Source organism: Streptomyces sp. NPDC057136 (genome assembly GCF_042670885.1).
Classification (GTDB): Bacteria; Actinomycetota; Actinomycetes; order Streptomycetales; family Streptomycetaceae; genus Streptomyces.
Genome location: NZ_JBHUUV010000001.1, coordinates 104,051 through 128,300 on the forward strand (window position 1 = coordinate 104,051; position 24,250 = coordinate 128,300).

Consider the following 24,250-nt stretch of genomic DNA (forward strand, 5'->3'; position numbering starts at 1 on the left):
GGTCCCCGCTCAGGGGGTCACCACTCAGGGGGTCGCCGCGGATACGACATAGACGACGGGGCTGGCGGGATCGGTCATATTGACGGTGACGTTCTGCGTGGGGCGCGGGTCCTTGCTGGTGTGGGTCACACCGCCCCAGTACACGCCAGGACCGAAGTACCAGCCGGTGATCTTTATGTCCCGCGGGCTGATGGTGACGGCACCGGGCTTCAGGGCGGCCCGCCCCGTACCGATGCCGCTCAGGAAGCGGTCGAGACCGGCGGACGTCGTACGGAACTTCACGTACATCCGGCTGGCTTTCCAGTTGTTGGTCTCGTAGTACTGGACCCCCGTCGCATTGCCGGGGATCGGGATCTCGAAGATCCGCCGCTGCATGCCGGACGGCCAGTCCTCGCGCAGGCCCTGCGCGGCCGCCTCGGCCTCCTTGTCCTTGCCCGAGCGGCGGCTCTGCCCGGCGGAGATCACCAGATAGCCCGCCGGGATGCCGATGAGCAGCACAATCGTGATCGCCGTGATCAGCCGGCGGCGGATCATCCGGCGCCGGTCCTGCGGGGGCGGGCCGTCGCCGTCGCCGGACGGCGAGGTCTGGCGCGGCGCGGCGGTGTGCTCGGCTGCGGTCATGGTTGGAGGTCCCCAGGTGCTGCGGATACGGAGTACGGAAGGCCGGAGGCGGAGCGGCGCGGATCAGTCGACGGTGCGGGTGCTCCGCGTGCTGCGGATGGTGTTCGCCGCCTGGTCGTAGATCTGTGCGTACCGCTCGTACCGTTCGACCCGGCGGCGGTTGGCGCGGCGGAATCTGCGGGCGACCAGCCGGGCCAGGTCGGCGGCGCCGACCATACCCGCCTCGGGGCCGAGCTGCGCTTTCGCGATGCGCGCCTCGGGGCGGTAGCCGCGGCCGGTGAGGTGCCGCTTGAAGGCGTCCCTGGCGGGGCCGATCAGCAGGTCGTCCGCGGCGCTGACGCCGCCTCCGATGACGAAGCAGGACGGGTCGAGTGCGGCGGCGAGATTGGCGATGCCGACACCGAGCCACTGACCGATGTCCTGGAGGAGTTCGATGCACATCGCATCGCCCTCGCGGGCCAGTTCGGTGATGAGCGGTCCGGTGATGTCGGGGATGTTGCCCTTGACCCGCTCGATGATGCCGTGGGCCACCGGGGAGTCCGCTGCGGCCAGTTCCCTGGCCTCGCGCACGAGGGCGTTGCCGGAGCTGTACTGCTCCCAGCAGCCGCGGTTTCCGCACGGGCAGCGGTGCCCGCCCGGCACCACCTGCATGTGGCCGAACTCACCCGCGACACCGTACTTGCCGCGCTTGACGTGCCCGTCCTCCAGGATCGCGCCGCCGATACCGGTGCCCAGCGTGATCATGACCAAGTGGTCCTCGCCCCGGCCCGCGCCGAAGCGCCATTCCGCCCAGGCCGCCGTGTTGGCGTCGTTGTCGACCATGACGGGGACGACGAGGCGGGACGCGATGGCATCGCGCAGGGGCTCGTCGCGCCAGGCGAGGTGCGGGGCGAAGAGGACCTTGGAGCGGTCGGCGTCGACCCAGCCCGCCGCGCCGATCCCGACGGCGTGCACGTCGTGCCGGTCGGAGAGGTCGAGAACCAGCTCGACGATGGTGTCCTCGACGACCTTGGGGCTCTTGGACTTGTCGGGCGTCTCGGTGCGCAGCTGTTCCAGGATGTTGCCGTCGGCGTCGACGACGCCGGCCATCACCTTCGTACCGCCGATGTCGATGCCGACGGTCGGGACCCGGGGCGCTGTCAGGTGCGAGCGCCGCTCCCGGGTGCCGACGGTCTTCAGGACGGTGGCGCGGGCGGAGCCGCGGTGTGCGAAGTCGCGGTACGTGCTCATCGTCCCTGCGTCGGTCGGGGGGCCGGTGCGTGGTGCCGCCGGCGGCGGACGGTGTTCGCCGTGCTCGATTCTGCCATTGCCTGCCCGGGTCCGTACGGCACCGTTTCGTCCTCAGTCCCCGGACGGGCTTGATTCCGGACCGGTGGCGCGTTCCAGTTCGTGGCTGAGCTCCTCGAGTTCGCTGCCGCCCGCCATCTGTCTGGTCAGCTCGTCCAGGGTAATGCTGTCCCGGGTGTGGCTGCCGGACATGACGCCGCGCTTGAGCAGGACGAACCGGTCGCCCACGAGGTAGGCGTGGTGCGGGTTGTGCGTGATCAGGACCACGCCGAGACCGGCGTCCCGGGCAGCCGCGACGTACTTCAGCACGACGCCGGACTGCTTGACGCCGAGCGCCGCCGTGGGTTCGTCGAGGACGAGGACCTTGGCGCCGAAGTGGACGGCGCGGGCGATCGCCACGCACTGGCGCTCACCGCCGGACAGGGTGCCGATCGGCTGGTCGACGTCGCGCAGGTCGATTCCCATGCGCAGCAGTGCCGCGCGGGTCGTCTCGCGCATCAGCTGTACGTCGAGGCGCTTGAACGGTCCTGCGCCCTTCGTCGGCTCCGAGCCGAGGAAGAAGTTCCGCCAGACCGGCATGAGCGGTACGACCGCGAGGTCCTGGTAGACGGTGGCGATGCCCCGGTCCAGGGCGTCGCGCGGGTTGGCGAGCGTGGTCTCCTCGCCGTCGATCAGGAAGGTGCCGCCGTCGTGCCGGTGCAGCCCCGCGATGATCTTGATGAGGGTGGACTTGCCGGCGCCATTGTCGCCGAGCACGCAGGTGATCTCCCCCGCGTGGACCTCCAGCGAGACGTGTTCGAGCGCCTTGATGCTGCCGTAGAACTTGCTGACGTCGTCCAGTTCGACGAGTGCCTGGGTGGAGTCCTGGGTGGAGTCCTGGGTCGAGGTCATTTCGTCGCCTCCGCGCGCTTGCGCACCCATGCGTTGAGCAGGGTGGCCAGGAGCAGCATCGCTCCGAGGAAGAACTTGAACCAGTCCGGGTTCCACTCCGCGTACACGATGCCCTTGCTGGTCATACCGAAGATGAACGCACCGACCGCCGAGCCGATCGCGGAGCCGTAGCCGCCGGTGATCAGGCACCCGCCGATGACTGCCGCGATGATGTACGTCAGTTCGTTGCCGACGCCTTCGCCGGACTGCACCACGTCGTAGCTGAAGAGCAGGTGCTGTCCGGAGACCCAGGCGGCGAAGGCCACCCCGAGGTACAGCCCGATCTTTGTACGGATCACCGGTACACCGACAGCCCGCGCGGCGTCGGCCTCGCCGCCGACCGCGAAGATCCAGTTGCCGAAGCGGGTGCGGAGCAGAATCCAGGTGGCGATCGCGACGAGCACGAACCACCACAGGATGGTGACCTTCAGCTCCATGCCGCCGATGGACAGCTGGGAGGCGAAGACCTTGCGGGCCGACTCGAAGCCCTCCATGTCGCCGATGGACTTCGTCGACACGGTGCCGCTGATCAACTTGGTGAAGCCGAGGTTGAGGCCGGTGAGCATCAGGAACGTACCGAGCGTGATGATGAAGCTCGGCAGTTTGGTGCGGGTCAGCATGAAGCCGTTGAACGCGCCGAAGGCCAGGGTGACCAGCAGGGAGACGAAGACGCCGACCCAGACGTTGGCCGTCATCTGGTAGCTGAACATCGAGGAGACCAGCGCCGAGCTGGTCACCAGCACACCGGCGGAGAGGTCGAACTCGCCGCCGATCATCAGGAGCGCCACCGGCGCGGCCATGATCCCGATGGTGGAGGCCGCATACAGCACCGTGCCGAAGCTGGAGGCCTGGAGGAAGCTGCCTGCGACGAGCGTGAAAAAGAGGAAGACGGCAGCCGCGCCGACGACCGAGCCGAGTTCCGGGCGGCCGAGGAGTCTGCGCAGCGGCGAGGTGCGCAGCAGCCGCTCGTCGGTCGTGCCGGGAGCGGGGGCCGGAGCCGCTGGTTGCCCGGTCGCTGTCATCGGGTCCCTCGCTTCGTGTACTCGGCGAGCTCGGGCGCGTCGTCGGCGGTGATGATCTGCGGGCCCGTCAGGACGGGCAGGCCGCCGCCGAGCACGTTGCGGTTGTAGCGGTAGAGCCAGAGCAGGTCGACGGCCTCGTACCCCTGGAGGTAGGGCTGCTGGTCGACGGCGAAGCCGAGCGTGCCGTCCTTCAGTGCGCTGGCGACCTTGGCGTTGAGGTCGAAGGTGTCGACCTCGGCCTTGCTGCCCGCGGTCTCCTTCGCCTTCACGGCGGCGTCGGCGAACGGCGCGCCGAGGGTGACGACCGCGTCGATGCTCTTGTCCGCCTGGAGCTTGGCCTCGATGGACGCCTGGACGTCGGGCATGTTGGTGCCGTCGACGTAGAGGTTCTGCATCGTGCCGTCGAAGGACTTCTTGGCCCCCGCGCAGCGCTGCTCGTGGCCGACGTTGCCCTGTTCGTGCAGGACGCACAAGGCCTTCTTGCGGTCCCGCCCGTCGAGCTCGTCGCCGACGGCCTCACCGGCGATGGACTCGTCCTGCCCGATGTGGGTGAGGGCGCCGAACTCCTTGGACTCCGCGGACCCGGAGTTGACGGTGATCACCGGGATGCCTGCCTTGGTGGCCTTGGCGACGACGGCCTTCATGGCGTCCGGCTTGGCGAGCGTGACGATCAGCCCGTCGACCTTCTTGTCGATGGCCGCCTGGACGAGCTGGGCCTGTTGCTGCGCCTCGTCGTGGTGCGAGTAGAGGAAGTTGATGTTGTCCTTCACCGCCGCCTGCTCGGCACCGCTCTGGACGATGTCCCAGAAGGTGTCGCCGTCGCCCGAGTGGGTGACCATGGCGAAGGTCCAGCGCGGTGTGTTCACCGCGGACCGGCCCTCGGCGGCCTGTGCCGCGCGCTCTTCCGCCCGCTTGCCGCCGGTGCTGCTGCATCCCATGAGGGAAGCCCCGAGCACCGCTGCCAGCACGGCACCCATCGCACGTACCCCTGTCCGAACCCTTGCCACGACGCCGTGCCCTTCTAGTGCTGCTCGCTGTGCTGCTTGGTGGAGCCGGGGAGAGTGCACTCCCGGCCCGGCTGCCCAAGTATCCCCGAGGGGGTGTCCGCCTCGGGCGGCAGGGGCGCGGCGGTGCGGCGGCACGGTGCTGCACCGGGCGGTCACCGGGTGCCGCGCGCGGTGTATTTCTCCAGCTGCGGTACGTCCTTCGCAGTGACGATCGCGGGTCCGGTGAGGACCGGCTTTCCGCCGCCGATGACGTTGCCGTTGGTCCGGTTGAGCCAGATCTCGTCGACGGCGAGATAGCCCTGGAGGTAGGGCTGCTGGTCGACGGCGAAGCCGACCTCCTCGGCCTTGAGCCGCTTGACCACTTCGGCGTTGAGGTCGAAGGTGTCGACCTCGGCGGTGGAGCCGGAGCCCTCCTTGGCCTTGACGGAGGCGGCGGCGAACGGGGCGCCGAGGGTGACGATCGCGTCGATGTCCTTGTCCGCCTGGAGCTTCGCCTCGATGGACGAGGTGGAGGCCGGCATGTTGGTGCCCTCGACGTTGAGATTCTCGACCTGGCCGCCGAAGGTCTTCTTCACCCCGGCGCAGCGCTCTTCGAGTGACACGTTGCCCTGTTCGTGGATCACACAGAGCGCCTTCTTCCTGCCCCGGTTGTCGAGCTCATCGCCGACGGCCTCGCCCGCGACCGATTCGTCCTGGCCGATGTGGCTGAGCGCGCCCACCTCCGCGGAGAACTGCGCGCCCGAGTTGATGGTGACGACGGGGATGCCCGCCGAGACGGCCTTGGCGACGACGGCCTTGACGGCTTCCGGTTTGGCGAGGGTGACGATGATGCCGTCGACCTTCTGGTCGATGGCGGCCTGGACGAGCTGGGCCTGTTCCTTGCCCTCCTTGTCGGCGGAGTACAGGAACTCGACGTTGTCCTTGGCCGCGGCCTGTTCGGCGCCGCTCTGCACGATGTCCCAGAAGGTGTCGCCCTGCCCGGAGTGCGTGACCATGGCGATCTTCATACGGGGGGTGGAGACGGCGTTGCCCCCTCCCCCGCCGCTGCCGGGGTCCTCGGAGTCCTTGCCGCCGGACCCACTGCATCCGGCGAGGGCGAGGGTGCATATGGCGATCAGGACTGTTGCCGTGCGAGTCGTGCGCATGGTGGGCCCGCCTTCTCTCCCGGCCGCCCGAGTGCGGCTGGGGGAGTTCTAGCGGCGTTGTAGGACCACCGTCAAGAGTTTGTCCGAACATTCTTACGCACACGGGCCCCTGGAGCGGTACCTCAAGGGCGTACGAGCAGCTGGAACTCGAACGAGTAGCGCGAGGCCCGGTAGACGTGCGAGCCGAATTCGACCGCCCGCCCGGTGTCGTCGAACGTGGTGCGCTGCATGGTCAGGAGCGGCGCCCCTTCGGACTCGGCAAGCCGCGCCGCCTCCCCCGCGGTGGCGGCCCGCGCCCCCACGGACTGCCGTGCGCTGTGCAGGGTGATTCCGGAGGCGCGCATCATCCGGTAGAGCCCGGTGGATTCCAGTTCCTCGGTGGAGAGGCCGAGCAGCCCCGGGGGCAGATGGTTACGGAGCAGGGCCATGGGTTCGTCGTGTGCGGACCGCAGGCGTTCGACGAGGTGGACCTCGCTGCCCTCGGCGACGCCGAGCGCGGCGGCGACCTCGGCGGTGGCGGCTTCGACGGCGTTGCGCAGGACGCGGGTGGCGGGGCGCTGGCCGGCCTTCTCCAGGTCGTCGTAGAGCGAACTGAGTTCGAGCGGGCGCCGGACCTGGCTGTGCACGACCTGCGTACCCACGCCCCGGCGGCGGACCATCAGCCCCTTGTCCACGAGCGACTGGATCGCCTGGCGGACCGTGGGGCGGGACAGACCGAGCCGGGACGCGAGCTCGATCTCGTTGCCGAGGAGGCTGCCGGGGGCCAGCCGGCCCTGCTCGACGGCCGCCTCCAGCTGCTGCGACAGCTGGAAGTAGAGCGGCACCGGGCTGGTGCGGTCCACGCTCAGCGGGAGCGGCTGGTCGGTTCCTTGTGTGGGCACGGAACGAGCTTAGTTCGATTGTCCTGACAAAGCCATGCCGTCTCGAACGGACGCACAACCCGACCAGGTGTCCTGTTCATTTGTCAGGACAAACGCTTGACATGACGACAGGGCGAACGCCACCTTGGGGCCATGCGCATCGGACTCATCGGAACGGGACGTATCGGCACCTTCCACGCGGAGGCGCTCAGCCGCCACCCCGCCGTGGATTCACTGGTGGTGGCCGACGCCGACCCGGAACGCGCGGCCCTGACCGCCGCCCGTACGGGTGCGACCGCCACTTCGGTGGACGAACTCTTCGCCCGCGGCATCGCCATTGATGCCCTGGTGATCACATCGGCGACCGCCGCCCACGCCGAACTCATCGCCCGCGCCGCCAGGTCCGGCCTCCCGGCCTTCTGCGAGAAGCCGATCGCCATCGATCTGCCCGGCACACTGGGCGCCCTGGCCGAGGTCGAATCAGCGGGTACGGTCCTGCAACTGGGCTTCATGCGGCGCTTCGACGCCGGATACGGTGCGGCCCGCGCCGCCGTACGGGACGGGCGGCTCGGCCGGCTGCACACGGTGCGCGCGATCACCTCGGACCCCGCACCGCCGCCCGCCGCCTACCTCCCGCTCTCCGGGGGCCTGTACCGCGACTGCCTCGTCCACGACTTCGACATGGTGCGGTGGGTGACGGGCCACGAGGTGGCGCAGGTGTACGCGACGGGGTCGGACGCCGGGCCCGCGATGTTCCGCGAGGCGGGGGACGTCGACGCGGCGGCGGCGCTGCTGACCCTGGACGACGGGACGCTCGTGACGGCGACGGCGACCCGGTGCAACGGCGCCGGGTACGACGTACGCATGGAGCTGGCGGGCGATCTGGACCAGATCGCGGTCGGGCTGGACGACCGTACGCCCCTCACGTCGACGGAACCGAAGGGTCCCGCGGCGCCGCCGAAGCCGTGGCCCGGTTTCCTTGAGCGGTTCGCCCCGGCGTACGAGGCGGAGCTGGACGCGTTCCTCCGGGTGGTCCGGGGTGAGCTGGCGAATCCGTGCGACGGGCGGGAGGCGTTGCACGCGTTGCGGATCGCGGAGGCGTGCGAGTGGTCGCGGCGCGAGCGCCGGCCGGTGGACCTGAGCGAGGTCCCGGGCGGCTGAACGGCCACCGGACGGACCCGGGACAGTCTTCGGTCACCACCACACAGGCAAGCTCAGCGGCCCCCGGATCAGCATCCCCGTACGCCACCGCAGCTTCGACGGGTCGGCGTCGAGACCCAGCTCCGGGCAGCGTTCCAGCAGTGACCTGATCGCGATCCGCGCCTCGATCCGGGCCAGTGGTGCGCCCAGGCAGTAGTGGATGCCATGCCCGAAGGCGACATGCCCCCGCGCGTCCCGCGTGATGTCGAAGCGGTTCGGGTCCGCGTAGCGGGCGGGGTCGCGGTTGGCGTCCGCCATCGCGACGAGGACCAGCTCGCCCCCGCCCGGAATCACCGTGCCGCCCACATCGAGGGGTTCGGTGGTGAAGCGGTACGTGGGGGTCTCGACCGGACCCTGGTAGCGAAGGGTCTCCTCCACCGCATTGTCGATCAGACCGAAGTCGGCGCGCAGTGCGGCCAGTTGCTCCGGATGCGTGAGCAGCGCGAGAACACCGTTGGAGATCAGGTTGACCGTGGTCTCGTGGCCCGCGACCAGCAGCACCCAGGCCATGCCCATCAGCTCGTCACCGGAGAGCCGGTCGCCGTCGCCGCCATCGTCCGCCGTGTGGATCAGCGCACTCATCAGGTCGTCGCCGGGCTCGGAGCGCTTCTGTTCGATGAGCCCGGCCAGATAGGCGGTCATCGACGTGGTCGCCGAGACGCGTTCCTCCGCGTCGAGCGACGAGACCGCGATGTTGGACCACTGGCGGAACGCCTGCCGGTCCAGGAACGGCACCCCGAGGAGTTCGCAGATGACGGACATCGGCAGCGGGAACGACAGCGCCTCCACCAGGTCGGTGCCCCGGCCGGGTCCCGCGAGCATGGTGTCGAGCAGTTCGTCGGTCAACGCCTGGATGCGCGGCGCGAGTTGCTCCATCCGGCGCGGGGTGAACTCCCGGGTCACCAGCTTGCGCAACCGGGTGTGCACCGGAGCGTCCGAGCTGAGCATCGACGTTCCGGACGACACCTTGCTGACGCCCAGCGCGGGTGAGGCCCGGCGCCATTCCTTGGACAGCCGCTGGTCGGCGAGCAGTTCACGGCCCGCCTCGTATCCGACGACGAGCCAGGCGGGTGTGCCCTCCGGGATCAGGACCCGGTGGACGGGGCCGATCGCGCGCAGTTCCGCGTAGACGGGATAGGGGTCGCGGGTGAAGTCCTCGCCGAGCGCGGCGAGGTCGACGAGCGATTCGGTGGTCAACGCGGTTCCCTTCAGGACTGCTTGGCGGACAGTACGGTCCCCTGCGCGACGGCGCACAGGGTCGGTTCGCCGTCGTCCCCGACGGTGAACAGGTCGCAGCGGACCACGGCCTGACGGCGGCCGGAGTGCACGACCGTGGCACGGGCGGACAGGGTGTGGCCGGTGGCCGGACGGACGTACTGGATGGAGAACCCGCCGGTCAGTACGGCGGGTCCGAGTGTGGTGCCTGCGGCGAAGGTGATCGCGTTGTCGGCGGCGTAGGCCAGCACGCCGCCGTGCAGAAAGCCGTTCTGCTGTTGGAGTTCGGGCCGGACATCGACGTCGAGGGTCGCGCCGCCGTCCCCGAAGGCCGTGATGCGTGCCCCCACGAGGACGCTGAACGGCTGGCTGTCGAGGACCTTCTGTGCCGTCTGGAGATCGAGTGCGCTCATGACAGGGTCCTACCTCACCAGCGCACCGGCAACCGCCGGACCCCCCGCATCAGCAGGCCGGGCAACCAGTCGGGCTCGCCGCCCTGCGGGTCGCGCGCGAGCTCCGGGCACCGCTCCAGCAGCGTACGGATGGCGATCCGGCCCTCCATCCGGGCGAGCGGCGCGCCAAGGCAGAAGTGCATGCCGTGGCCGAAGGCCAGGTGTCCCTTGGCCTCGCGGCGGATGTCGAAGGTGTCCGGCTCCGGGTAGCGGCCCGGGTCGCGGTCGGCGGAGGCAAGTGCGACCAGCACCGGCTCGCCCGCCGGAATGACGGTGGAGCCGACCTTCACCGGCTCCCGGGTGAAGCGGAAGGTCGCGGTCTCCACCGGTCCGTCGTAACGGAGCATCTCCTCGACCGCACCGTCGATGAGACCGGGATCGGCCCGGAGCAGGGCCAGTTGTTCCGGGTGGTCCAGCAGCGCCCGTACCCCGTTGGAGATCAGGTTGACGGTCGTCTCGTGACCCGCCACCAGCAACAGGAAGGCCATACCCACGAGTTCATCGGACGACAGCCGGTCGCCGCCCTCGTCGCGAGCCTCGATCAGGGCACTCATCAGGTCCTGGCCGGGTGCGCAGCGCTTGTCCTCGATCAGCTCGACGAGGTAGGCGCCCATGGCACGGGCCGCTTCGGCCTCCTCCTCGGGCGTGGTCGGCGCGACGAGGCTGCCGGTCATCCGGCGGAAGGCGTCCCGGTCCAGGTCCGGGACCCCGATGAGTTCACATATCACGGTCATCGGCAGCGGAAAGGCGAGCGCGTCCACGAGATCGGCGCTCCCGGCGGGCACCATCGCGTCGAGCAGCTGGTCGGTAACCTGCTGGACCCGCGGCCGCAACGCGTCGATCCGGCGGGCGGTGAACTCGCGGGCGACGAGCTTGCGCAGCCGGGTGTGGTGCGGCGCGTCCATCTCCAGCATGTTGGCGTATATGGGGCTGGCAGCGGCCGACGAGTTGTCCGCCGTTCGCCAGTCCTTGCTGAAGCGCTCATCCGCGAGGGCCGCCCGCGATTCCTCGTATCCGACGATCAGCCAGATCCGCTCGAAGCCCTCGGCACGAATGGTGTGCACGGGTCCCTCGGCGCGCAGCTTCGCGTAGTGGGGATACGGATTCGCCCTGAAGTCGTGCGCTTCGCTCAGATCGACCATGGTCATGGCCGGCCCCCTTCCGGTCTGATCGGTTCAGCGTATGCCGCCGCCCCCGCCGGCGTCCTCGTCGAGCAGCCCCGCATCGTGGACCAACAGCGCGATCTGGACACGGTTGTTGAGCTGGAGCTTTGCGAGGATGCGGGAGACATGCGTCTTCACGGTCGCCACGCTGAGGTAGAGCTCGGCGGCGATCTCCGCGTTGGAAGCACCCCGTCCGACCGCGAGTGCCACGGCCTGTTCGCGCTCGGCCAGCTCGGCGAACCGTTGCCGCGCCCGGTCCCTGCGGCCCGTCCGGTCGTCCGGTGCGCCGCCGGCCGCGCGGGCCATGAGCTGCCGGGTGACCGCCGGTGAGAGGACGGGGTCACCGGCGGCGACGCGTCGCACGGATTCGACGATCTGGGCGGGCGGCGTGTCTTTCAGGACAAAGCCCGCGGCCCCGGCGCGGACGGCACGCAGCACCTGCTCATCCGCGTGGAAGGTGGTGAGGACGACGACTTCGGGGGCATCGGGGCGACGCCGTACGGCCTCGGTCGCGGTGAGCCCGTCCATGACGGGCATCCGGATGTCCATCAGCACGACGTCCGGGCGCAGCCGGTCGACGAGGTCTTCGACCTCGGTGCCGTCGGCGCCCTCCCCCACGATGTCGATGGAATCGGCCCCGCCGAGCATCAGGGTGAGCCCGGCCCGTACGAGCGGGTCGTCGTCGACGATGAGCAGCCGGACCGGTTGGGCCACCGGGGGCGTCGGGGTAGTCATGCCGCCCACGGTAGCCAGGCCCGGACGCCGAAGCCCCCATCGGGTTGCGGGCCGTGGCCGAGGTGGCCGCCCGCAAGGGTGGCGCGTTCGGTGAGGCCGATGAGGCCCTGACCCGAGCCGGGGACCCGCTCGAAGGGTTCGACGGGGGCCGGGTTGTGGGCCTCGATCGTGAGCCCGTCGCCGGGCCCGCCGGTCAGGGTGAGGGTGATCTCGGTGCCCGGTGCGTGTTTACGGGCGTTGGTGAGGCACTCCTGGGCGATGCGGTAGACGGTGCGGCCGAGGGCGGCGGGGGCGGCGGCCGGTTCGGCGACGCGGTTGTCGAGGGTGACCTTCATACCGGCGAGGCAGGACTCGGCGATCAGGGCGTCCAGGCTGAGGAGGGTGGGCTGCGGCCGGTCGCTCTCCTCGCCTTCGCCGGGGGCGCGCAGGACGCCGATGATCTCGCGGAGGTCCTGGAGTGCCTCGTGGGCACTGTCCCGGATGACTCCGGCGGCCCGGGCGACCTCGGCCGGGGGTGCGTCCGGCCGGAATTCCAGGGCGCCCGCGTGGACGCTGAGCAGCGTCAGCCGGTGGGCGAGGACGTCGTGCATCTCGCGGGCGATGGCCTCGCGGGCCAGCCGCTGGGCCTGTTCCGCGCGGAGCTCGGCCTCGGCCTCGGCGCGGCGGGCCCGTTCGCGGAGGGTGAGGACGAGCTGGCGTCCGGACCGTACGACCATGCCCCAGCTGAGGACCAGCAGGACGAGCAGGACGCCGATGACGGTGGAGGCGATGAAGGAGGTGCCCGGGTCGGGGCGCAGCCACGGTTGCAGCGGCGCGACGGCCAGGGCACCGGCGCCGACGATCGCGACCGGTTTGAGCGGCCGGTGCACGGCCAGGCTGAAGAGCGCGACCAGCAGGGCGCCGGCCGCCACCGGTTCGACGATGCCCACGAGAGTGAGCGCCACGGCGAGCCCGACGGGCCATCGTCTGCGGACCCAGAGCGCGCAGCAGGCCGCGGCGCCGATCAGCGAGTCGACGAAGACGACCCCGTCCGGTGTGCTCTGGTCGGCGTCAATCGCGTCGGCGGCGAGCATGCCGACGGCCGCGGCGCAGAGGAAGGCCGTGATGTCGACGGCCCAGTCCCGCGCGGTGCGGCGCGACCGGCCCCGGTCGCCGGGCAGCTCGGGGTCTGCCGTCGCCGAGGGCTGCAGCCAGCGGTACTCCGTACGCGTCATGTCGATAAAGCTACGCAGGTGGGAGGCTCCGAACCGGCTTCCGGCGTCAGGAAGCGACCAAAGTCGTACGGCCCGAAGACTTTCGGCGCGGCGGCGCAGACCGGTGGCCGACGCAGACGCGCGACCGTACGCGACAGGCTCGGCGCATGAAGAAAATCGTCGAGTCGATCGGGTTCATCGTCTTCGTCCAGGGCGCCGCCGGGCTGCTGCACGAGTGGACGGGCTGGTTCCGGCTGTGGGCGGTGGTGCGGCGGTTCGACTTCCTGGACGGGTACGGGATGTTCGCCAATATCGTGCTGGTGGTGACGGGCGTCGCGGTGATGATCGCGGCCGACGCGATCAAGGAGTGACGGCGGCCCTGTCCGCGCTGCGACGCCCCCACGCGGTGCCCGCCAGCACGAGCCCGGCGCCCAGCACTCCGAGGACACCCAGCCGCTCGCCGCCGATGGAAATGCCCACGGCGGCGGCCCACAGAGGTTCCGTACCGAGCAACAGGCTGACCCGGGACGGCGAGGTGCGGCGTACGGACCACATCTGTACGAAGAACGCGAAGAGCGTGCAGAAGACGGAGAGGAACACCAGCCCGGCCCACTCCCGGACCCCGAAGTCCGCTGCGACGGCCCAGGGCGTCGCGCCGGTGCCGGGGACGGCCGCGAGGACGGCGAAGACGGCGACGGCGCTGCCGAGCTGGACCGTGGTCAGCGACAGCGAGTCGGCCTCCTGGACCGACTTGATCCGGGCCATCAGCAGGACGTGGACGGTACGGGCGAGGGCGGCAAGCAGCATCAGGACATCGCCCGCCGAGGGGCTGGTGAAGCCCCCGCCCTGGGTGAGGAGGAGCACGCCGGCGACCGAGAGCCCGGCCGCGGCGAGGAAGGCCCCGGGCGGCCTGATCCTCGTCACGGCGGCCTCGGCGAGCGGGGTGAAGATCATCGTGAGGCTGATGATGAGCCCGGCGTTGGTCGCGGAGGTGTGGACGACGCCGTACGTCTCCAGCAGGAAGATCCCGCTGAGCACGAGCCCGAGCAGACCGGCGCCGCGCCACTGCGCCGCGCTCAGCGCGCGGAGCCTGCGCCATCCGGCGGCCGCCAGGACGGGCAGCACGATCGCGAACCGCAGGACGAGGACGGCGATGACGGTGTGGGTCGTGGTGATGCCCTTGGCCGCGAGATAACTCGAACCCCAGACGGCGGCGACGACCAGCACGGGCAGATCGGTGAGCCACGCACGGCGCGGGGGCGCGAGGGCGGGCACGGCAGCAATCGAGGACACCTGAATCTCCTGGTTCTCCACAACGGGATGATGTGGAGACCTCGCTGGCTCGCACGCGGAACGATCACCGTACCGGGCGGGTGCGCCTACGGGAACACCCGTCTCAGGGGCCCGCGGGCCCCTGCGTGCCAGCTCCATGATCCAGTTGGTCAGCCGGTGAGGGCGTCGAGGTGCTGGAGCCGCCGGAGCTGAGGTCCCGGATCGCCTCGACCGTGCGCGCACTGGCCGAGCGGTACGCCCGGGGTCGCGGCGGTGACGGGGCCTCCGGGATCAGTGAGCCCGGCCATTCGCCGTGACAAGCGGTGCCACATCGCATGCGGCCAGTTCAGTGACACGCCGCCGCCATCCATCCGTTGTCCGGGCTCACTCATCGAGGGCGAACGTTCCGAACCGGGGCCGTCCGGCGGGCCGGTAGGTGTGGATCGCGATGCCGTTGGGTGTGGTCCTTGAGCTCGTGAGTTCGAAGGCGGTGGGCAGGCCGCCGTCCGGGAAGAGCCGTAGGCCGTGGCCCAGGAAGACCGGGTGGACCAGCAGGTTGTACTCGTCGATCAGGTCGTTCTCCATCAGGGACCTGGCCAGCGTGCCACTGCCGTGGATCTGCAGTTCGCCTCCCTGCGTCCGCTCCTTCAGGCGGGCCACCTCGGCTGTCACATCGGTGGAGACGACGGTCGTGTTCTCCCACACCGGCTCCTGCCCCAGGGTCGTGGACACGACGTACTTCGGACAGGCGTTGAGGCGGCTCGCGATCAGGTTCTCGGGGTCGGTCACCTTGGGCCAGTAGCTCGCGAAGATGTCGTAGGTGCGCCGCCCCAGCAGGAAGGCGGCCGAACGCTCGAACACCTCGTTCATGAACTGCATCATGCCCTCGTCCGCGAAGGGCACGACCCAGCCGCCGTACTCGAAACCGCCGCTGCGGTCCTCGTCCGGCCCGCCCGGGGCCTGCATGACGCCGTCCAGCGACAGGAAGGTGGTCAGGGTCAGTTTCGCCATGGTTCCGCTCCTTCGGGAATCCTGCCGGGCCGTCGGCCGGCCCGCGCTCGCACTACTTCTGACCCCACTGTCACCCGTAACTCATCGGTCCACCCGGTGTGCGTGGTGGGCGTCCGTTTCCCGCCGGTGTCCTGGGCTCCGAACGACTTTCCTTGACCTTGTCGTCAGTACGACGGCACCTACCGAGCGGCAAGGAATCCCGATATGACCAGCAGCAACAGGACCGCACTCGTCACCGGCGGCAGCCGGGGCATCGGCGCGGCCACCGCCATCCGGCTGGCGCAGGACGGTGTGGACGTGGCCCTGACCTACGTACAGGACAAGGCGGGTGCCCAGGCCGTCGTCCGCAAGATCGAGGGGTACGGCTGCCGGGCCGTCGCCCTGCGTGCGGACGCAGCCGACACCGCATCGCCCGCGGCTGCCGTGAATGACGCAGCCGACGCCCTGGGCCGCCTCGACATCCTCGTCAACAACGCCGGAATCGGCGTCCTGGGTCCCATCTCCTCGCTCACCGACGCCGATGTCGACCGGGTCCTGGCCGTGAACGTACGGGCCGTGTTCCTGGCCTGCCGTGCGGCGGCCGACCGGATGAGCGACGGAGGGCGCATCATCTCCGTCGGTACGGCCCTGAGCAGGTACGCGGGCGGCCCCGGCGGCACGCTCTACGCGATGAGCAAGTCCGCGCTCGCGGGTCTCACCAAGCCGCTCGCCCGCGAGCTCGGCCCGCGCGGCATCACGGTGAACCTGATCCAGCCCGGCCCGGTGGACACCGACCTCAACCCGGCCGACGGTCCGTTCGCCCAAGGTCAGCGCGCGGCCACCGCGCTGGACCGGTTCGGCACGACGGACGAGGTGGCTTCCCTCGTCGCGTATCTGGCGAGCGGCGACGCGGCGTACATCACCGGTACGGAGGTGGTGGTGGACGGCGGCCACGCCGCGTAACGCATGCCGCAGCGCGGCCGGGCGCGAACCGGTGCGTCAGCGGTTGCGGGGCGTGACCTCGGCCATGCGGCCCCAGTCCTCGCCCGGCACCTCGACGTTGATGATCTCCGGCACCTCGGACACCAGCTCGGACATCGTCTCCATCGCCGCCGCGAAGTGCGCGGACTTCACATGCGCCTCGCCCGCCTCCGGCGAGGCGAACGCTTCGAGCAGGACGAACTGGTCCGGGTTCTCGACGCTGTACGACCACTCGAAGAAGACGTTGCCCGGCTCCTCGCGGGTGGCCAGGGTGAAGTCGTCGACCGCCGGGAGCCAGTTGTCCCGCTCGGCGCTGCGCACGGTGAATTTGACGGCGATGAAGATCATGGAAGCTCCTGGTGGTACGTCCGGCGGGTCCCCATTCAAGCCCGTTCGGCCATGGAGGACAAAACGGCGCCCGAAGGACTCGCCGGACGTGCCGGAGCTTCTCAGCCTCCCAGTTCGCGGTGGCGCGCGGCGAGCGCCGCCGCCCCTTCCTCGGTCAGCGAACCGAAGAGCCGCAGCCGTGAGATCCCGCCGTCCGGGAAGATGTCGATCCGCACGTGGGTTCCGACGACGGCCTCCGGCAGGACGAAGCGGTGGTTGGTGTCGGGCTGGAGCCGGGTGCGGGGCAGGACTTCGACCCAGTGGCCGGTGTCCTCATCCCGTACCGAGAGCGTCGCCCAGCCCGCCGAGTTGCCCTTGAGGTAGGCGGTGTCGATCTCGACGGCGCCGATCCGCGACTGTGCGGCCAGCCGGTACCGAATCCAGTCGTTGCCCTTGTCCCGGCGGCGCCGGGTCTCCCAGCCGTCGTCCATCTTGTGGGAGCGGCCGGGCTGGATCGTGTTCGTGGCCGGGGAGTAGAAGCGGTCTGAGGCGTCCTCGACCTGTGTGCCGTTCTCCAGGGCCGCGAGGTCGAAGGTGCCGAGCGCGGCCAGCCAGGCGGGATCGGGGGCCACTTCCCCGTACACCCGCAGGCGGGCGATCCCGCCGTCCGGGTGCTGGTTGACCCGCAGGTGGGTGAAGCGCTGCTCGGCGTCGACGACGAAGCCATTGGCCGCGTGGCCGCCAACAGCCGTACGGGGGACGAGGGTTGTCCACTTCACGTCGGGCGCGAGCAGTTCCTCGGGTGACGGGCAGCCGGGCAGGGACACCGCCTGGACGGAGACCGCCTGCGGGTAGTTCCCCCGGAAGTGCGCGGTGTCGACGACCAGTCCGCGTACGACTCCGGGTGCCCCGAGCCGGACGAGCGCCCAGTCGTGGTCCTCGTCGGTGGGGTGGGGCTGCGCGGCGCTCGCGCCGCGGCGGCGCCGGGTCTCCCAGCCGTCCATGATCTTGCCCTTGTGCCCGAAGCGCTCGGGGTCGAAGGCGGCGGGCTCGGGCTTCAGCAGATTCTCGCGCTCGGCGAAGAACTCGTCGTTGGCGGCGATCACTCCGGCGCCCAGACGGCGGTCGGCGAGGTCGACGAGCTGGGTGAAGGGGAAGTCCGCGGTGCGGTAGTCGGCGTACGGGTCGCCGCCCCCGTACGGGCTCGCGTCACCGGTGAAGTGCGGGATCGCCGTCATGGTCAGGAGTTCCTTTCGAGCAGCCGGCCGGTGGGTTCGGCGAGGACGCCCTCGTCCGCGATCCGTACGCCGCGCAGCCAGGTGGACTTCACGACGCCGTGCAGGGTCTTGCCCGCGTAGGCGGTGACCTGGTTGCGGTGGAAGAGCTCGGCCGGGTCGACGGTGAAGGTCTCGTCGGGGGCGAGGACGGCGAAGTCGGCGTCGCGGCCGGCCTCGATGGCGCCCTTGCGGGTCAGTCCGGCCAGTTCGGCGGGGGCGGCGGACATCCAGCGCACCACGTCGTCGAGGGCGTGGCCGCGCCTGCGGGCCTCGGTCCAGATGGCGGGGAGGCCGAGCTGGAGGGAGGAGATGCCGCCCCACGCGGAGGCGAAGTCCGGCGTCTTGAGGTCGGTGGTGCAGGGCGAGTGGTCGGAGACGATGCAGTCGATCGTGCCGTCGGCGAGCCCCTGCCACAGCGCGTCCTGGTTGGCGGCCTCGCGGATGGGCGGGCAGCACTTGAACTCCGTTGCGCCGTCCGGGACTTCCTCGGCTGTGAGAGTGAGGAAGTGCGGGCACGACTCGACGGAGACGCGGACACCCTCGCGCTTGGCGGCGGCGATCGGCTCCAGCGCGTCGCTGGACGACAGGTGGAGCACATGGACTCGGGCGTTCAGCCGCTTGGCGTGGGCGATGAGACCGATGATCGCGGTGTTCTCCGCGTCGCGCGGGCGGGAGGCGAGGAAGTCGGCGTACGCGGGCCCGCTGCGCTGCGGGGCGGACTCCAGGTGGTGCGGGTCCTCGGCGTGCACGATCAGGAGGCCGCCGAGGTCCGAGATCTCGGCCATGGAGCGGGCCAGCTGTTCCTGGTCCAGCTCGGGGAACTCCTCGACGCCCGAGGGGGACAGGAAGCACTTGAAGCCGAAGACCCCGGCCTCGTACAGCGGGCGCAGATCCTTGGTGTTGGACGGGATCGCGCCGCCCCAGAAGCCCGTGTCGACATGCACCTTGGAGGCGGCCACCTGCTGCTTGGTGCGCAGGTGGTCGACGGTCGTGGTCGGCGGGAGGGAGTTGAGCGGCATGTCGAGGAGGGTGGTGATGCCACCCGCCGCGGCGGCGCGGGTGGCGGTGTAGAAGCCTTCCCACTCGGTGCGGCCCGGGTCGTTCACATGCACGTGGGTGTCGACGAGGCCGGGGAGCAGGACGTCGTCGCCGAAGTCCTCCAGGCGGGCTCCCCCGGGCGCCTCGGCGTCGTACGGAAGGACGGCGTCGATCGTCCCGTCGGCGACGGCAACCATCGCGGGGCGCGTCCCTTCGGGGGTGACGACGCGCGTCGAGCGCAGTACCAGGTTCACGTCCGCACCGGACACCCGTGCTCCTCACTTCATGGTTTCAACGAACTGTTGAAGGAGTCTTCATCGGGGATTCTTCCTCGTCAAGACCTCCACTGTCCTCTCCGGACAGCAAGCCGACCACCCGTGAGGGCGACTGGAGGTTTCCACGAAGTAAAAGACTGATTCCGTAGCGCGGAATGTAACATGAACCAGAAGAAGCCTCGGGCGACCACCCCGCCGACCTGCGGCACTGGACAGAACAGGCCCTGACCGGCAAAGACGCCGCCATCGGAGCAGTGGGCCGATCGGGAACCGCCCGGTAGGCTGGCGCCTTGCTGTTCCGCATCGAAAGGACCGTTGACGTGCCGCCGTCCCACGCCAGCACATCCGACTCCAAGCCCGCCGGCCCCAGCGGCGGTGTGCAGTCCCTTGAACGCGCCTTCGATCTGCTGGAACGGATGGCGGACGCCGGGGGCGAGGTCGGGCTGAGTGAGCTCTCCGCGAGCAGCGGACTGCCCCTGCCCACCATTCACCGGCTGATGCGCACCCTGGTCGTGTGCGGCTACGTCCGCCAGCAGCCCAACCGCCGCTACGCGCTCGGCCCGCGGCTGATCCGGCTCGGCGAGTCCGCGTCCCGGCTGCTCGGCACCTGGGCCCGCCCGTATCTCCAGCGCCTGGTCGAGGAGACCGGCGAGACGGCGAACATGGCCCTGCTGGACGGCGACGAGATCGTGTACGTCGCCCAGGTGCCGTCGAAGCACTCCATGCGCATGTTCACCGAGGTGGGCCGCCGGGTCCTCCCTCACTCCACGGGCGTGGGCAAGGCCCTCCTGGCGAACACTCCGGCCGACGAGGTGCGGGCCCTGCTCGCCCGTACGGGCATGCCGGCCGCGACCGAGAAGACCATCACCACCCCGGACGGTTTCCTCGACGCGCTCGAACTGGTGCGCAGGACGGGTTACGCGGTCGACGACAACGAGCAGGAGATCGGGGTCCGCTGTCTGGCGGTCTCCGTGCCCAACTCCCCAACGTCGGCGGCAATTTCGATCTCGGGCCCCGCGGGGCGGGTGACGGAGACGGCGACGGAGCGGATCGTGCCGATTCTCCAGCAGGTCGCGAAGGAACTCTCCGAGGCGCTGGCGAGCAGCGGCGCCACGAGCTGAGCCGCTGTCCCGGGCCGCGGGACGGGCTTGATCCTCGATTCCCCCATAGCCTTAAGGGCATGGGGCCCCCTCGGCGGGCTTGATCTTTCAAGCCCGCCCGGCGTTTCAGGACAGACAGCCCGTCCCGCATCGCCACCACCCGGTCCATCCGCGGCGGTCGCGGCGGCGACGGCACGCCGCCTGATCCGCCGCTGACCGCCACGCCGCCTGATCCGCCGCTGACCGCCACGCCGCCTGATCCGCCGCCGGCCCCGCCACCACGGCCATCAGCGGTGTAGCGGCTCCCCGAACAGATCCACCGCGATCCGTACCGCCCGGAGCCCGGGAGCCAGTGCGCTGACCGAGCCGATCGCCCCCGCGATCAGCAGCAGTGAGCGGCGCAGCCGGGGAATCTCCGGGGCGCCGCTGATCGCCATGGCGTCCAGCGCCGCGAGCTCGTCCTCGGCGATCCCGCGGTCCGGGAAGTCCACGGGATGTCCGGCCAGTTCACGGCGGAGCCGGGAGACGGCCGTACGCAGCTCCGTCACTCTCGGGTCGTCCGCACCGCTTCCGGTCACCCGCTTCTGCCCCACACTTCGCAACAAAGCACTCCCCCTCGCACGCCTTTGTGCCGGTGTATTGCCCAGGCCCCGGACGGTGGTCAAGTGCCTGGGTTTGTGGGCAAGTTAACGCCATGAAAGGTGGCGTGCGCCACTCCATGGACAGAATTCGGGGTCCCCCCCTGCGGGTGACGTGTGTTTCGCCTGTGCGAACGGCGCAGTGGTATTCAGGGGCCATGTCTCCTACATCAGAGAACCCGGTGATCGCCGGTGTCCTGCTTGCCGCAGGTGGCGGCCGCCGGCTCGGCGGCCGGCCGAAGGCGCTCCTGCGACACCGCGGCCGTCCCCTGGTCGAGCACGCCGTCCGCACGCTGCGCGACGGGGGCTGCGGTCCGCTTCATGTGGTGCTGGGCGCGGCGGCCGAAGAGGTGCGGGCGCGGGCCGATCTGTCCGGTTGCGCGGTGACGGACAACCCGGAGTGGGAGGAGGGCATGGGCTCCTCGCTCAGGTCAGGACTCGGTTCGCTCGCCGGGACCGGAGCGGACGCGGCGCTGGTGCTCCTGGTCGATCAGCCGGGCATCGGGGCCCAGGCGGTGGCCCGGGTGCGATCGGCGTACCGCTCGCGGTCGAGTCTCGCCGCCGCCTCGTACGACGGGGAACGCGGCCATCCGGTGCTGTTCGGCGCCGACCTCTGGGCGGATATCGCGGGAACGGCCGTCGGGGACCAGGGGGCGCGGGCGTATCTGGGGGCCCACCGCGATGCGATCACGCTCGTCGAGTGTTCCGATGTGGCTCAGGCGTACGACATCGACAGGGCGGAGGACCTGACGCACTTGGAATGACCAGGACCCCGCAATGACCGGAACGTACGGACCGTGTCCACCCTGGCACGCTGCGCCAACCACGCCGCACTTCTGTCGACCCGGAGAATCTCGACATCAACAAACCATTGAACTTCCACCATGAGGAAACTACTATCCACTGGTCAGAAGCGCTCTGAACCCCAGACGGCGCCCATGGCCGTATCTCGGAGCCCTGGCACGCCGTGCCGTTCAGGCGTCCCGGCGGCCGTGAGAGGCCGCTCGCACCGCCCGCTGAAGGAGTGACCGCTCATGTCCGCACCAGCGCCGTCCACGCTGGCCATCGTCGATGCCGAGCCCCTGCCCCGGCAGGATGAGGTCCTGACCCCCGCGGCCCTCGCGTTCGTGGCCGAGCTGCACCAGCAGTTCACGCCCCGCCGTGACGAGCTGCTCGCCCGCCGGGGCGAGCGCCGCGCCGAGATCGCGCGTACCTCCACCCTCGACTTCCTCCCGGAGACCGCACAGCTCCGCGAGGACGACTCCTGGAAGGTCGCACCGGCCCCGGCCGCGCTCAACGACCGCCGGGTGGAGATCACCGGTCCGACCGACCGCAAGATGACCATCAACGCCCTGAACTCGGGCGCCAGGGTCTGGCTCGCCGACTTCGAGGACGCGTCCGCCCCCACGTGGGAGAACGTGATCCTCGGCCAGCTCAATCTGACCGACGCCTACAGCCGTGCGATCGACTTCACCGACCCCAAGTCGGGCAAGTCGTACGCCCTGAAGCCCGCCGCCGACCTCGCGACGGTCGTCATGCGTCCCCGCGGCTGGCACCTCAACGAGCGCCACCTCCAGTTCGACGGCACTCCGGTGCCCGGTGCGCTGGTCGACTTCGGCCTCTACTTCTTCCACAACGCCCAGCGCCTGATCGACCTCGGCAAGGGCCCGTACTTCTACCTCCCGAAGACGGAGTCGTACCTGGAGGCCCGCCTCTGGAACGACATCTTCGTCTTCGCCCAGGACTACGTCGGCATCCCGCAGGGCACGGTCCGCGCGACCGTCCTCATCGAGACGATCACAGCGGCTTACGAGATGGAGGAGATCCTCTACGAGCTCCGCGACCACGCCTCCGGGCTGAACGCGGGCCGCTGGGACTACCTCTTCTCCATCGTCAAGAACTTCCGTGACGGCGGCTCGAAGTTCGTGCTCCCCGACCGCAACCTCGTCACCATGACGGCCCCGTTCATGCGTGCCTACACCGAACTCCTGGTCCGCACCTGCCACAAGCGCGGCGCCCACGCGATCGGCGGCATGGCGGCCTTCATCCCGTCGCGGCGCGACGCGGAGGTCAACAAGGTCGCCTTCGAGAAGGTCAAGGCGGACAAGGACCGCGAGGCCCACGACGGCTTCGACGGCTCCTGGGTCGCCCACCCCGACCTCGTCCCGATCGCCATGGCCTCCTTCGACGCCGTCCTGGGCTCCAAGCCGAACCAGAAGGACCGCCTGCGCGAGGACGTCTCCGTGGCGGCCGGCGACCTGATCGCCATCGACACCCTGGATGCCAAGCCCACGTACGAGGGCCTCCAGAACGCCGTCGCGGTCGGCATCCGCTACATCGAGGCGTGGCTGCGCGGCATGGGCGCGGTCGCCATCTTCAACCTGATGGAGGACGCCGCCACCGCCGAGATCTCGCGCTCGCAGATCTGGCAGTGGATCAACGCGGACGTGGTCTTCGAGAACGGCGAACACGCCACGGCGGACCTGGCCCGCAAGGTCGCGGCCGAGGAACTGACCGCCATCCGCGCCGAGATCGGCGACGAGGCGTTCGCAGCAGGCAAGTGGCAGCAGGCCCACGACCTCCTGCTCCAGGTCTCCCTGGACCAGAACTACACGGACTTCCTGACCCTCCCGGCGTACGAGCAGCTGCGCTGACCCTCGGGTCCACGACTGACCGCCCCCGGTGCCATGTGGCGCCGGGGGCGGCGCATGTGCCCCCAATCCTGCCGGTTCACGGACGGTTACGACCACGGGATTCGAACATCGGCGCAGGTCGCACCGGGTCTCACCCCATGAATGGCAGCAACGTCTCCCGGTAGGCCCAGCTGAAGGTACGGTCCGGTTCCAGCCTTGCGTCACCCCAGTGAATGGTGTGGATCCCGTTCTCCACGTCGGAGGTGAAGAAGACCGACACCAACTTCGTGACCTCCCCGAGCTGCTCGAAGGCGGCGTGAAGCTGGTCGTACGCCTCCGTGCTGAGACTGTCGTCCATCGGAAACAGTGCCTCCTGCTCTGCGGGACCGTGCGCCGTGAACAACCGCCGCCGGTGCGGTGTCGGTGCCTGCTTGAGCCGGGCCCGTTCGAGCGGCATCGGATGGTCCGCGTAGCGGAAAGGGAAAAGCGCGTGATCGTTGAGGATCGGATACGGGCGGCCGAGAAGGTCTCGCGCGTCGCCCCCGAGCTGCAGCGCCTCCTCGGCCAGTTCTTCACGGGCCGCCTTCAGCAGACTGTCCCCGTACGGACCGGCCTTCTTGAGCCCGACCGCGAGGTGCGCGGCCTGCGCACGTCGATGCGCCTTGTCCAGCCTCGCCGGTACTGCGGCCGCCAAGGCCCCGGCCCTGCTGCCGAACCGCTCACGCGCCCATGCCGACGGCCTTGCTGCATCGCTCTGGTCATGTGTCCCGTACACGCTGCCTCCCCCGCGTCCCACCCGCCACGAGCTCCATGTGTGACAGGCCCGGCGACCGGCCACAAGGGAGCGATCCGGACATGCGACCGCGAAGGGCTCTCCCCGGCGGTTCCC

25 protein-coding genes are annotated in these 24,250 nt (G+C 70.1%); 6 read left to right on the top strand and 19 right to left on the bottom strand.

The annotated features are described in order from the left end of the window. Positions 1 to 24: 24 nt before the first annotated feature. The 7 genes from ACFT7S_RS00490 to ACFT7S_RS00520 form a co-directional block, all read right to left on the bottom strand. Complete coding sequence (locus ACFT7S_RS00490; protein WP_382725020.1) at positions 25 to 621, bottom strand: hypothetical protein; 597 nt, start codon at positions 619 to 621, stop codon at positions 25 to 27. Positions 622 to 684: 63 nt separating this feature from the next. Next, positions 685 to 1,851, bottom strand: coding sequence for an ROK family glucokinase (locus ACFT7S_RS00495; RefSeq protein ID WP_382725022.1), 1,167 nt, complete (start codon positions 1,849 to 1,851; stop codon positions 685 to 687). A gap of 111 nt (positions 1,852 to 1,962) precedes the next feature. Continuing rightward, a complete protein-coding gene (locus tag ACFT7S_RS00500) occupies positions 1,963 to 2,799 on the bottom strand; it encodes an ATP-binding cassette domain-containing protein (RefSeq protein WP_382725024.1) in 837 nt (278 codons plus the stop codon). Then, positions 2,796 to 3,860 carry an ABC transporter permease gene (locus tag ACFT7S_RS00505; RefSeq protein ID WP_382725026.1) on the bottom strand — a complete coding sequence of 355 codons (1,065 nt, stop codon included), beginning with the start codon at positions 3,858 to 3,860 and terminating at the stop codon, positions 2,796 to 2,798. Before ACFT7S_RS00505 ends, ACFT7S_RS00500 begins: the two co-directional genes overlap by 4 nt. Then, entirely contained in the window at positions 3,857 to 4,837 is a 981-nt protein-coding gene (locus ACFT7S_RS00510; RefSeq protein ID WP_382725028.1) for a sugar ABC transporter substrate-binding protein, read from the bottom strand. Before ACFT7S_RS00510 ends, ACFT7S_RS00505 begins: the two co-directional genes overlap by 4 nt. A gap of 182 nt (positions 4,838 to 5,019) precedes the next feature. Beyond that, on the bottom strand, positions 5,020 to 6,012 hold the full coding sequence (locus ACFT7S_RS00515; RefSeq protein ID WP_382725030.1) for a sugar ABC transporter substrate-binding protein: 993 nt from the start codon (positions 6,010 to 6,012) through the stop codon (positions 5,020 to 5,022). A gap of 122 nt (positions 6,013 to 6,134) precedes the next feature. Next, positions 6,135 to 6,893, bottom strand: coding sequence for a GntR family transcriptional regulator (locus ACFT7S_RS00520; protein ID WP_382725032.1), 759 nt, complete (start codon positions 6,891 to 6,893; stop codon positions 6,135 to 6,137). 132 nt (positions 6,894 to 7,025) lie between these two features. Here ACFT7S_RS00520 and ACFT7S_RS00525 point away from each other — a divergent pair, with 132 nt between their 5' ends. Further along, the gene (locus ACFT7S_RS00525) at positions 7,026 to 8,033 is read left to right on the top strand and encodes a Gfo/Idh/MocA family oxidoreductase (RefSeq protein ID WP_382725034.1); all 1,008 of its coding nucleotides are present in this window, start codon (positions 7,026 to 7,028) and stop codon (positions 8,031 to 8,033) included. A 33-nt stretch (positions 8,034 to 8,066) separates the two neighbouring features. Here ACFT7S_RS00525 and ACFT7S_RS00530 read toward each other — a convergent pair whose 3' ends face one another. From ACFT7S_RS00530 to ACFT7S_RS00550, 5 genes are read right to left on the bottom strand one after another with little or no spacing between them, the layout of a single operon-like run. Further along, positions 8,067 to 9,269: a cytochrome P450 gene (locus ACFT7S_RS00530; RefSeq protein ID WP_382725036.1), complete on the bottom strand. Its 1,203-nt coding sequence runs from the start codon at positions 9,267 to 9,269 to the stop codon at positions 8,067 to 8,069. Between the two features lie 11 nt (positions 9,270 to 9,280). Beyond that, complete coding sequence (locus tag ACFT7S_RS00535) at positions 9,281 to 9,700, bottom strand: PaaI family thioesterase (RefSeq protein WP_382725037.1); 420 nt, start codon at positions 9,698 to 9,700, stop codon at positions 9,281 to 9,283. Positions 9,701 to 9,714: 14 nt separating this feature from the next. Next, positions 9,715 to 10,887: a cytochrome P450 gene (locus ACFT7S_RS00540; RefSeq protein ID WP_382725039.1), complete on the bottom strand. Its 1,173-nt coding sequence runs from the start codon at positions 10,885 to 10,887 to the stop codon at positions 9,715 to 9,717. A 27-nt stretch (positions 10,888 to 10,914) separates the two neighbouring features. Next, entirely contained in the window at positions 10,915 to 11,637 is a 723-nt protein-coding gene (locus ACFT7S_RS00545) for a response regulator (RefSeq protein WP_382725041.1), read from the bottom strand. Further along, positions 11,634 to 12,851, bottom strand: a complete 1,218-nt coding sequence (locus ACFT7S_RS00550; RefSeq protein ID WP_382725043.1) for a sensor histidine kinase — start codon at positions 12,849 to 12,851, stop codon at positions 11,634 to 11,636. The genes ACFT7S_RS00545 and ACFT7S_RS00550 overlap by 4 nt, the downstream gene beginning before the upstream one ends. A gap of 146 nt (positions 12,852 to 12,997) precedes the next feature. Here ACFT7S_RS00550 and ACFT7S_RS00555 point away from each other — a divergent pair, with 146 nt between their 5' ends. Then, positions 12,998 to 13,201: a hypothetical protein gene (locus ACFT7S_RS00555; protein WP_382725045.1), complete on the top strand. Its 204-nt coding sequence runs from the start codon at positions 12,998 to 13,000 to the stop codon at positions 13,199 to 13,201. Here the strand turns inward: ACFT7S_RS00555 and ACFT7S_RS00560 are convergent. Beyond that, positions 13,191 to 14,123 carry a DMT family transporter gene (locus ACFT7S_RS00560; protein WP_382725047.1) on the bottom strand — a complete coding sequence of 311 codons (933 nt, stop codon included), beginning with the start codon at positions 14,121 to 14,123 and terminating at the stop codon, positions 13,191 to 13,193. The two genes, ACFT7S_RS00555 and ACFT7S_RS00560, sit on opposite strands and share 11 nt — an antisense overlap. 363 nt (positions 14,124 to 14,486) lie before the next feature. Next, positions 14,487 to 15,113, bottom strand: coding sequence for a dihydrofolate reductase family protein (locus ACFT7S_RS00565; protein ID WP_382725049.1), 627 nt, complete (start codon positions 15,111 to 15,113; stop codon positions 14,487 to 14,489). A gap of 204 nt (positions 15,114 to 15,317) precedes the next feature. Between ACFT7S_RS00565 and ACFT7S_RS00570 the strand changes: the two genes are divergently transcribed. Beyond that, on the top strand, positions 15,318 to 16,055 hold the full coding sequence (locus tag ACFT7S_RS00570; RefSeq protein ID WP_382725051.1) for an SDR family oxidoreductase: 738 nt from the start codon (positions 15,318 to 15,320) through the stop codon (positions 16,053 to 16,055). Between the two features lie 36 nt (positions 16,056 to 16,091). Here the strand turns inward: ACFT7S_RS00570 and ACFT7S_RS00575 are convergent, their stop codons facing one another. The 3 genes from ACFT7S_RS00575 to allB all read right to left on the bottom strand — a co-directional run bounded on the left by ACFT7S_RS00575 (position 16,092) and on the right by allB (position 18,984). Beyond that, complete coding sequence (locus ACFT7S_RS00575; RefSeq protein WP_382725053.1) at positions 16,092 to 16,421, bottom strand: putative quinol monooxygenase; 330 nt, start codon at positions 16,419 to 16,421, stop codon at positions 16,092 to 16,094. A gap of 101 nt (positions 16,422 to 16,522) precedes the next feature. Beyond that, the gene (alc, locus tag ACFT7S_RS00580; RefSeq protein ID WP_382725055.1) at positions 16,523 to 17,638 is read right to left on the bottom strand and encodes an allantoicase; all 1,116 of its coding nucleotides are present in this window, start codon (positions 17,636 to 17,638) and stop codon (positions 16,523 to 16,525) included. 2 nt (positions 17,639 to 17,640) lie between these two features. Then, a complete protein-coding gene (gene allB, locus ACFT7S_RS00585; RefSeq protein ID WP_382725057.1) occupies positions 17,641 to 18,984 on the bottom strand; it encodes an allantoinase AllB in 1,344 nt (447 codons plus the stop codon). Between the two features lie 326 nt (positions 18,985 to 19,310). On the opposite strand from allB, the gene ACFT7S_RS00590 reads away from it, so the two are divergent. Then, positions 19,311 to 20,111: an IclR family transcriptional regulator gene (locus ACFT7S_RS00590; RefSeq protein WP_382725059.1), complete on the top strand. Its 801-nt coding sequence runs from the start codon at positions 19,311 to 19,313 to the stop codon at positions 20,109 to 20,111. Positions 20,112 to 20,377: 266 nt separating this feature from the next. Here ACFT7S_RS00590 and ACFT7S_RS00595 read toward each other — a convergent pair whose 3' ends face one another. After that, positions 20,378 to 20,683, bottom strand: coding sequence for a DUF5955 family protein (locus tag ACFT7S_RS00595; RefSeq protein WP_382725061.1), 306 nt, complete (start codon positions 20,681 to 20,683; stop codon positions 20,378 to 20,380). 203 nt (positions 20,684 to 20,886) lie between these two features. Between ACFT7S_RS00595 and ACFT7S_RS00600 the strand changes: the two genes are divergently transcribed. Continuing rightward, positions 20,887 to 21,492: an NTP transferase domain-containing protein gene (locus ACFT7S_RS00600; protein ID WP_382725063.1), complete on the top strand. Its 606-nt coding sequence runs from the start codon at positions 20,887 to 20,889 to the stop codon at positions 21,490 to 21,492. A 270-nt stretch (positions 21,493 to 21,762) separates the two neighbouring features. Then, on the top strand, positions 21,763 to 23,382 hold the full coding sequence (gene aceB / locus ACFT7S_RS00605; RefSeq protein WP_382725065.1) for a malate synthase A: 1,620 nt from the start codon (positions 21,763 to 21,765) through the stop codon (positions 23,380 to 23,382). Positions 23,383 to 23,512: 130 nt separating this feature from the next. Here the strand turns inward: aceB and ACFT7S_RS00610 are convergent, their stop codons facing one another. Continuing rightward, positions 23,513 to 24,136 (bottom strand): hypothetical protein, encoded by a 624-nt coding sequence (locus tag ACFT7S_RS00610; RefSeq protein ID WP_382725067.1) that lies wholly within the window; start codon positions 24,134 to 24,136, stop codon positions 23,513 to 23,515. Between the last annotated feature and the right edge of the window lie 114 nt (positions 24,137 to 24,250).

Bases quoted from the DNA above. Each gene is read 5' to 3' on its own strand.
- ACFT7S_RS00540 (WP_382725039.1), bottom strand. From the start codon at position 10,887: ATGACCATGGTCGATCTGAGCGAAGCGCACGACTTCAGGGCGAATCCG.
- ACFT7S_RS00535 (WP_382725037.1), bottom strand. From the start codon at position 9,700: ATGAGCGCACTCGATCTCCAGACGGCACAGAAGGTCCTCGACAGCCAG.
- ACFT7S_RS00525 (WP_382725034.1), top strand. From the start codon at position 7,026: ATGCGCATCGGACTCATCGGAACGGGACGTATCGGCACCTTCCACGCG.
- ACFT7S_RS00495 (WP_382725022.1), bottom strand. From the start codon at position 1,851: ATGAGCACGTACCGCGACTTCGCACACCGCGGCTCCGCCCGCGCCACC.
- ACFT7S_RS00570 (WP_382725051.1), top strand. From the start codon at position 15,318: ATGACCAGCAGCAACAGGACCGCACTCGTCACCGGCGGCAGCCGGGGC.
- ACFT7S_RS00565 (WP_382725049.1), bottom strand. From the start codon at position 15,113: ATGGCGAAACTGACCCTGACCACCTTCCTGTCGCTGGACGGCGTCATG.
- ACFT7S_RS00600 (WP_382725063.1), top strand. From the start codon at position 20,887: ATGTCTCCTACATCAGAGAACCCGGTGATCGCCGGTGTCCTGCTTGCC.
- ACFT7S_RS00505 (WP_382725026.1), bottom strand. From the start codon at position 3,860: ATGACAGCGACCGGGCAACCAGCGGCTCCGGCCCCCGCTCCCGGCACG.
- aceB (WP_382725065.1), top strand. From the start codon at position 21,763: ATGTCCGCACCAGCGCCGTCCACGCTGGCCATCGTCGATGCCGAGCCC.
- ACFT7S_RS00575 (WP_382725053.1), bottom strand. From the start codon at position 16,421: ATGATCTTCATCGCCGTCAAATTCACCGTGCGCAGCGCCGAGCGGGAC.
- ACFT7S_RS00510 (WP_382725028.1), bottom strand. From the start codon at position 4,837: ATGGGTGCCGTGCTGGCAGCGGTGCTCGGGGCTTCCCTCATGGGATGC.
- ACFT7S_RS00550 (WP_382725043.1), bottom strand. From the start codon at position 12,851: ATGACGCGTACGGAGTACCGCTGGCTGCAGCCCTCGGCGACGGCAGAC.
- ACFT7S_RS00515 (WP_382725030.1), bottom strand. From the start codon at position 6,012: ATGCGCACGACTCGCACGGCAACAGTCCTGATCGCCATATGCACCCTC.
- alc (WP_382725055.1), bottom strand. From the start codon at position 17,638: ATGACGGCGATCCCGCACTTCACCGGTGACGCGAGCCCGTACGGGGGC.
- ACFT7S_RS00545 (WP_382725041.1), bottom strand. From the start codon at position 11,637: ATGACTACCCCGACGCCCCCGGTGGCCCAACCGGTCCGGCTGCTCATC.
- ACFT7S_RS00500 (WP_382725024.1), bottom strand. From the start codon at position 2,799: ATGACCTCGACCCAGGACTCCACCCAGGACTCCACCCAGGCACTCGTC.
- ACFT7S_RS00490 (WP_382725020.1), bottom strand. From the start codon at position 621: ATGACCGCAGCCGAGCACACCGCCGCGCCGCGCCAGACCTCGCCGTCC.
- ACFT7S_RS00555 (WP_382725045.1), top strand. From the start codon at position 12,998: ATGAAGAAAATCGTCGAGTCGATCGGGTTCATCGTCTTCGTCCAGGGC.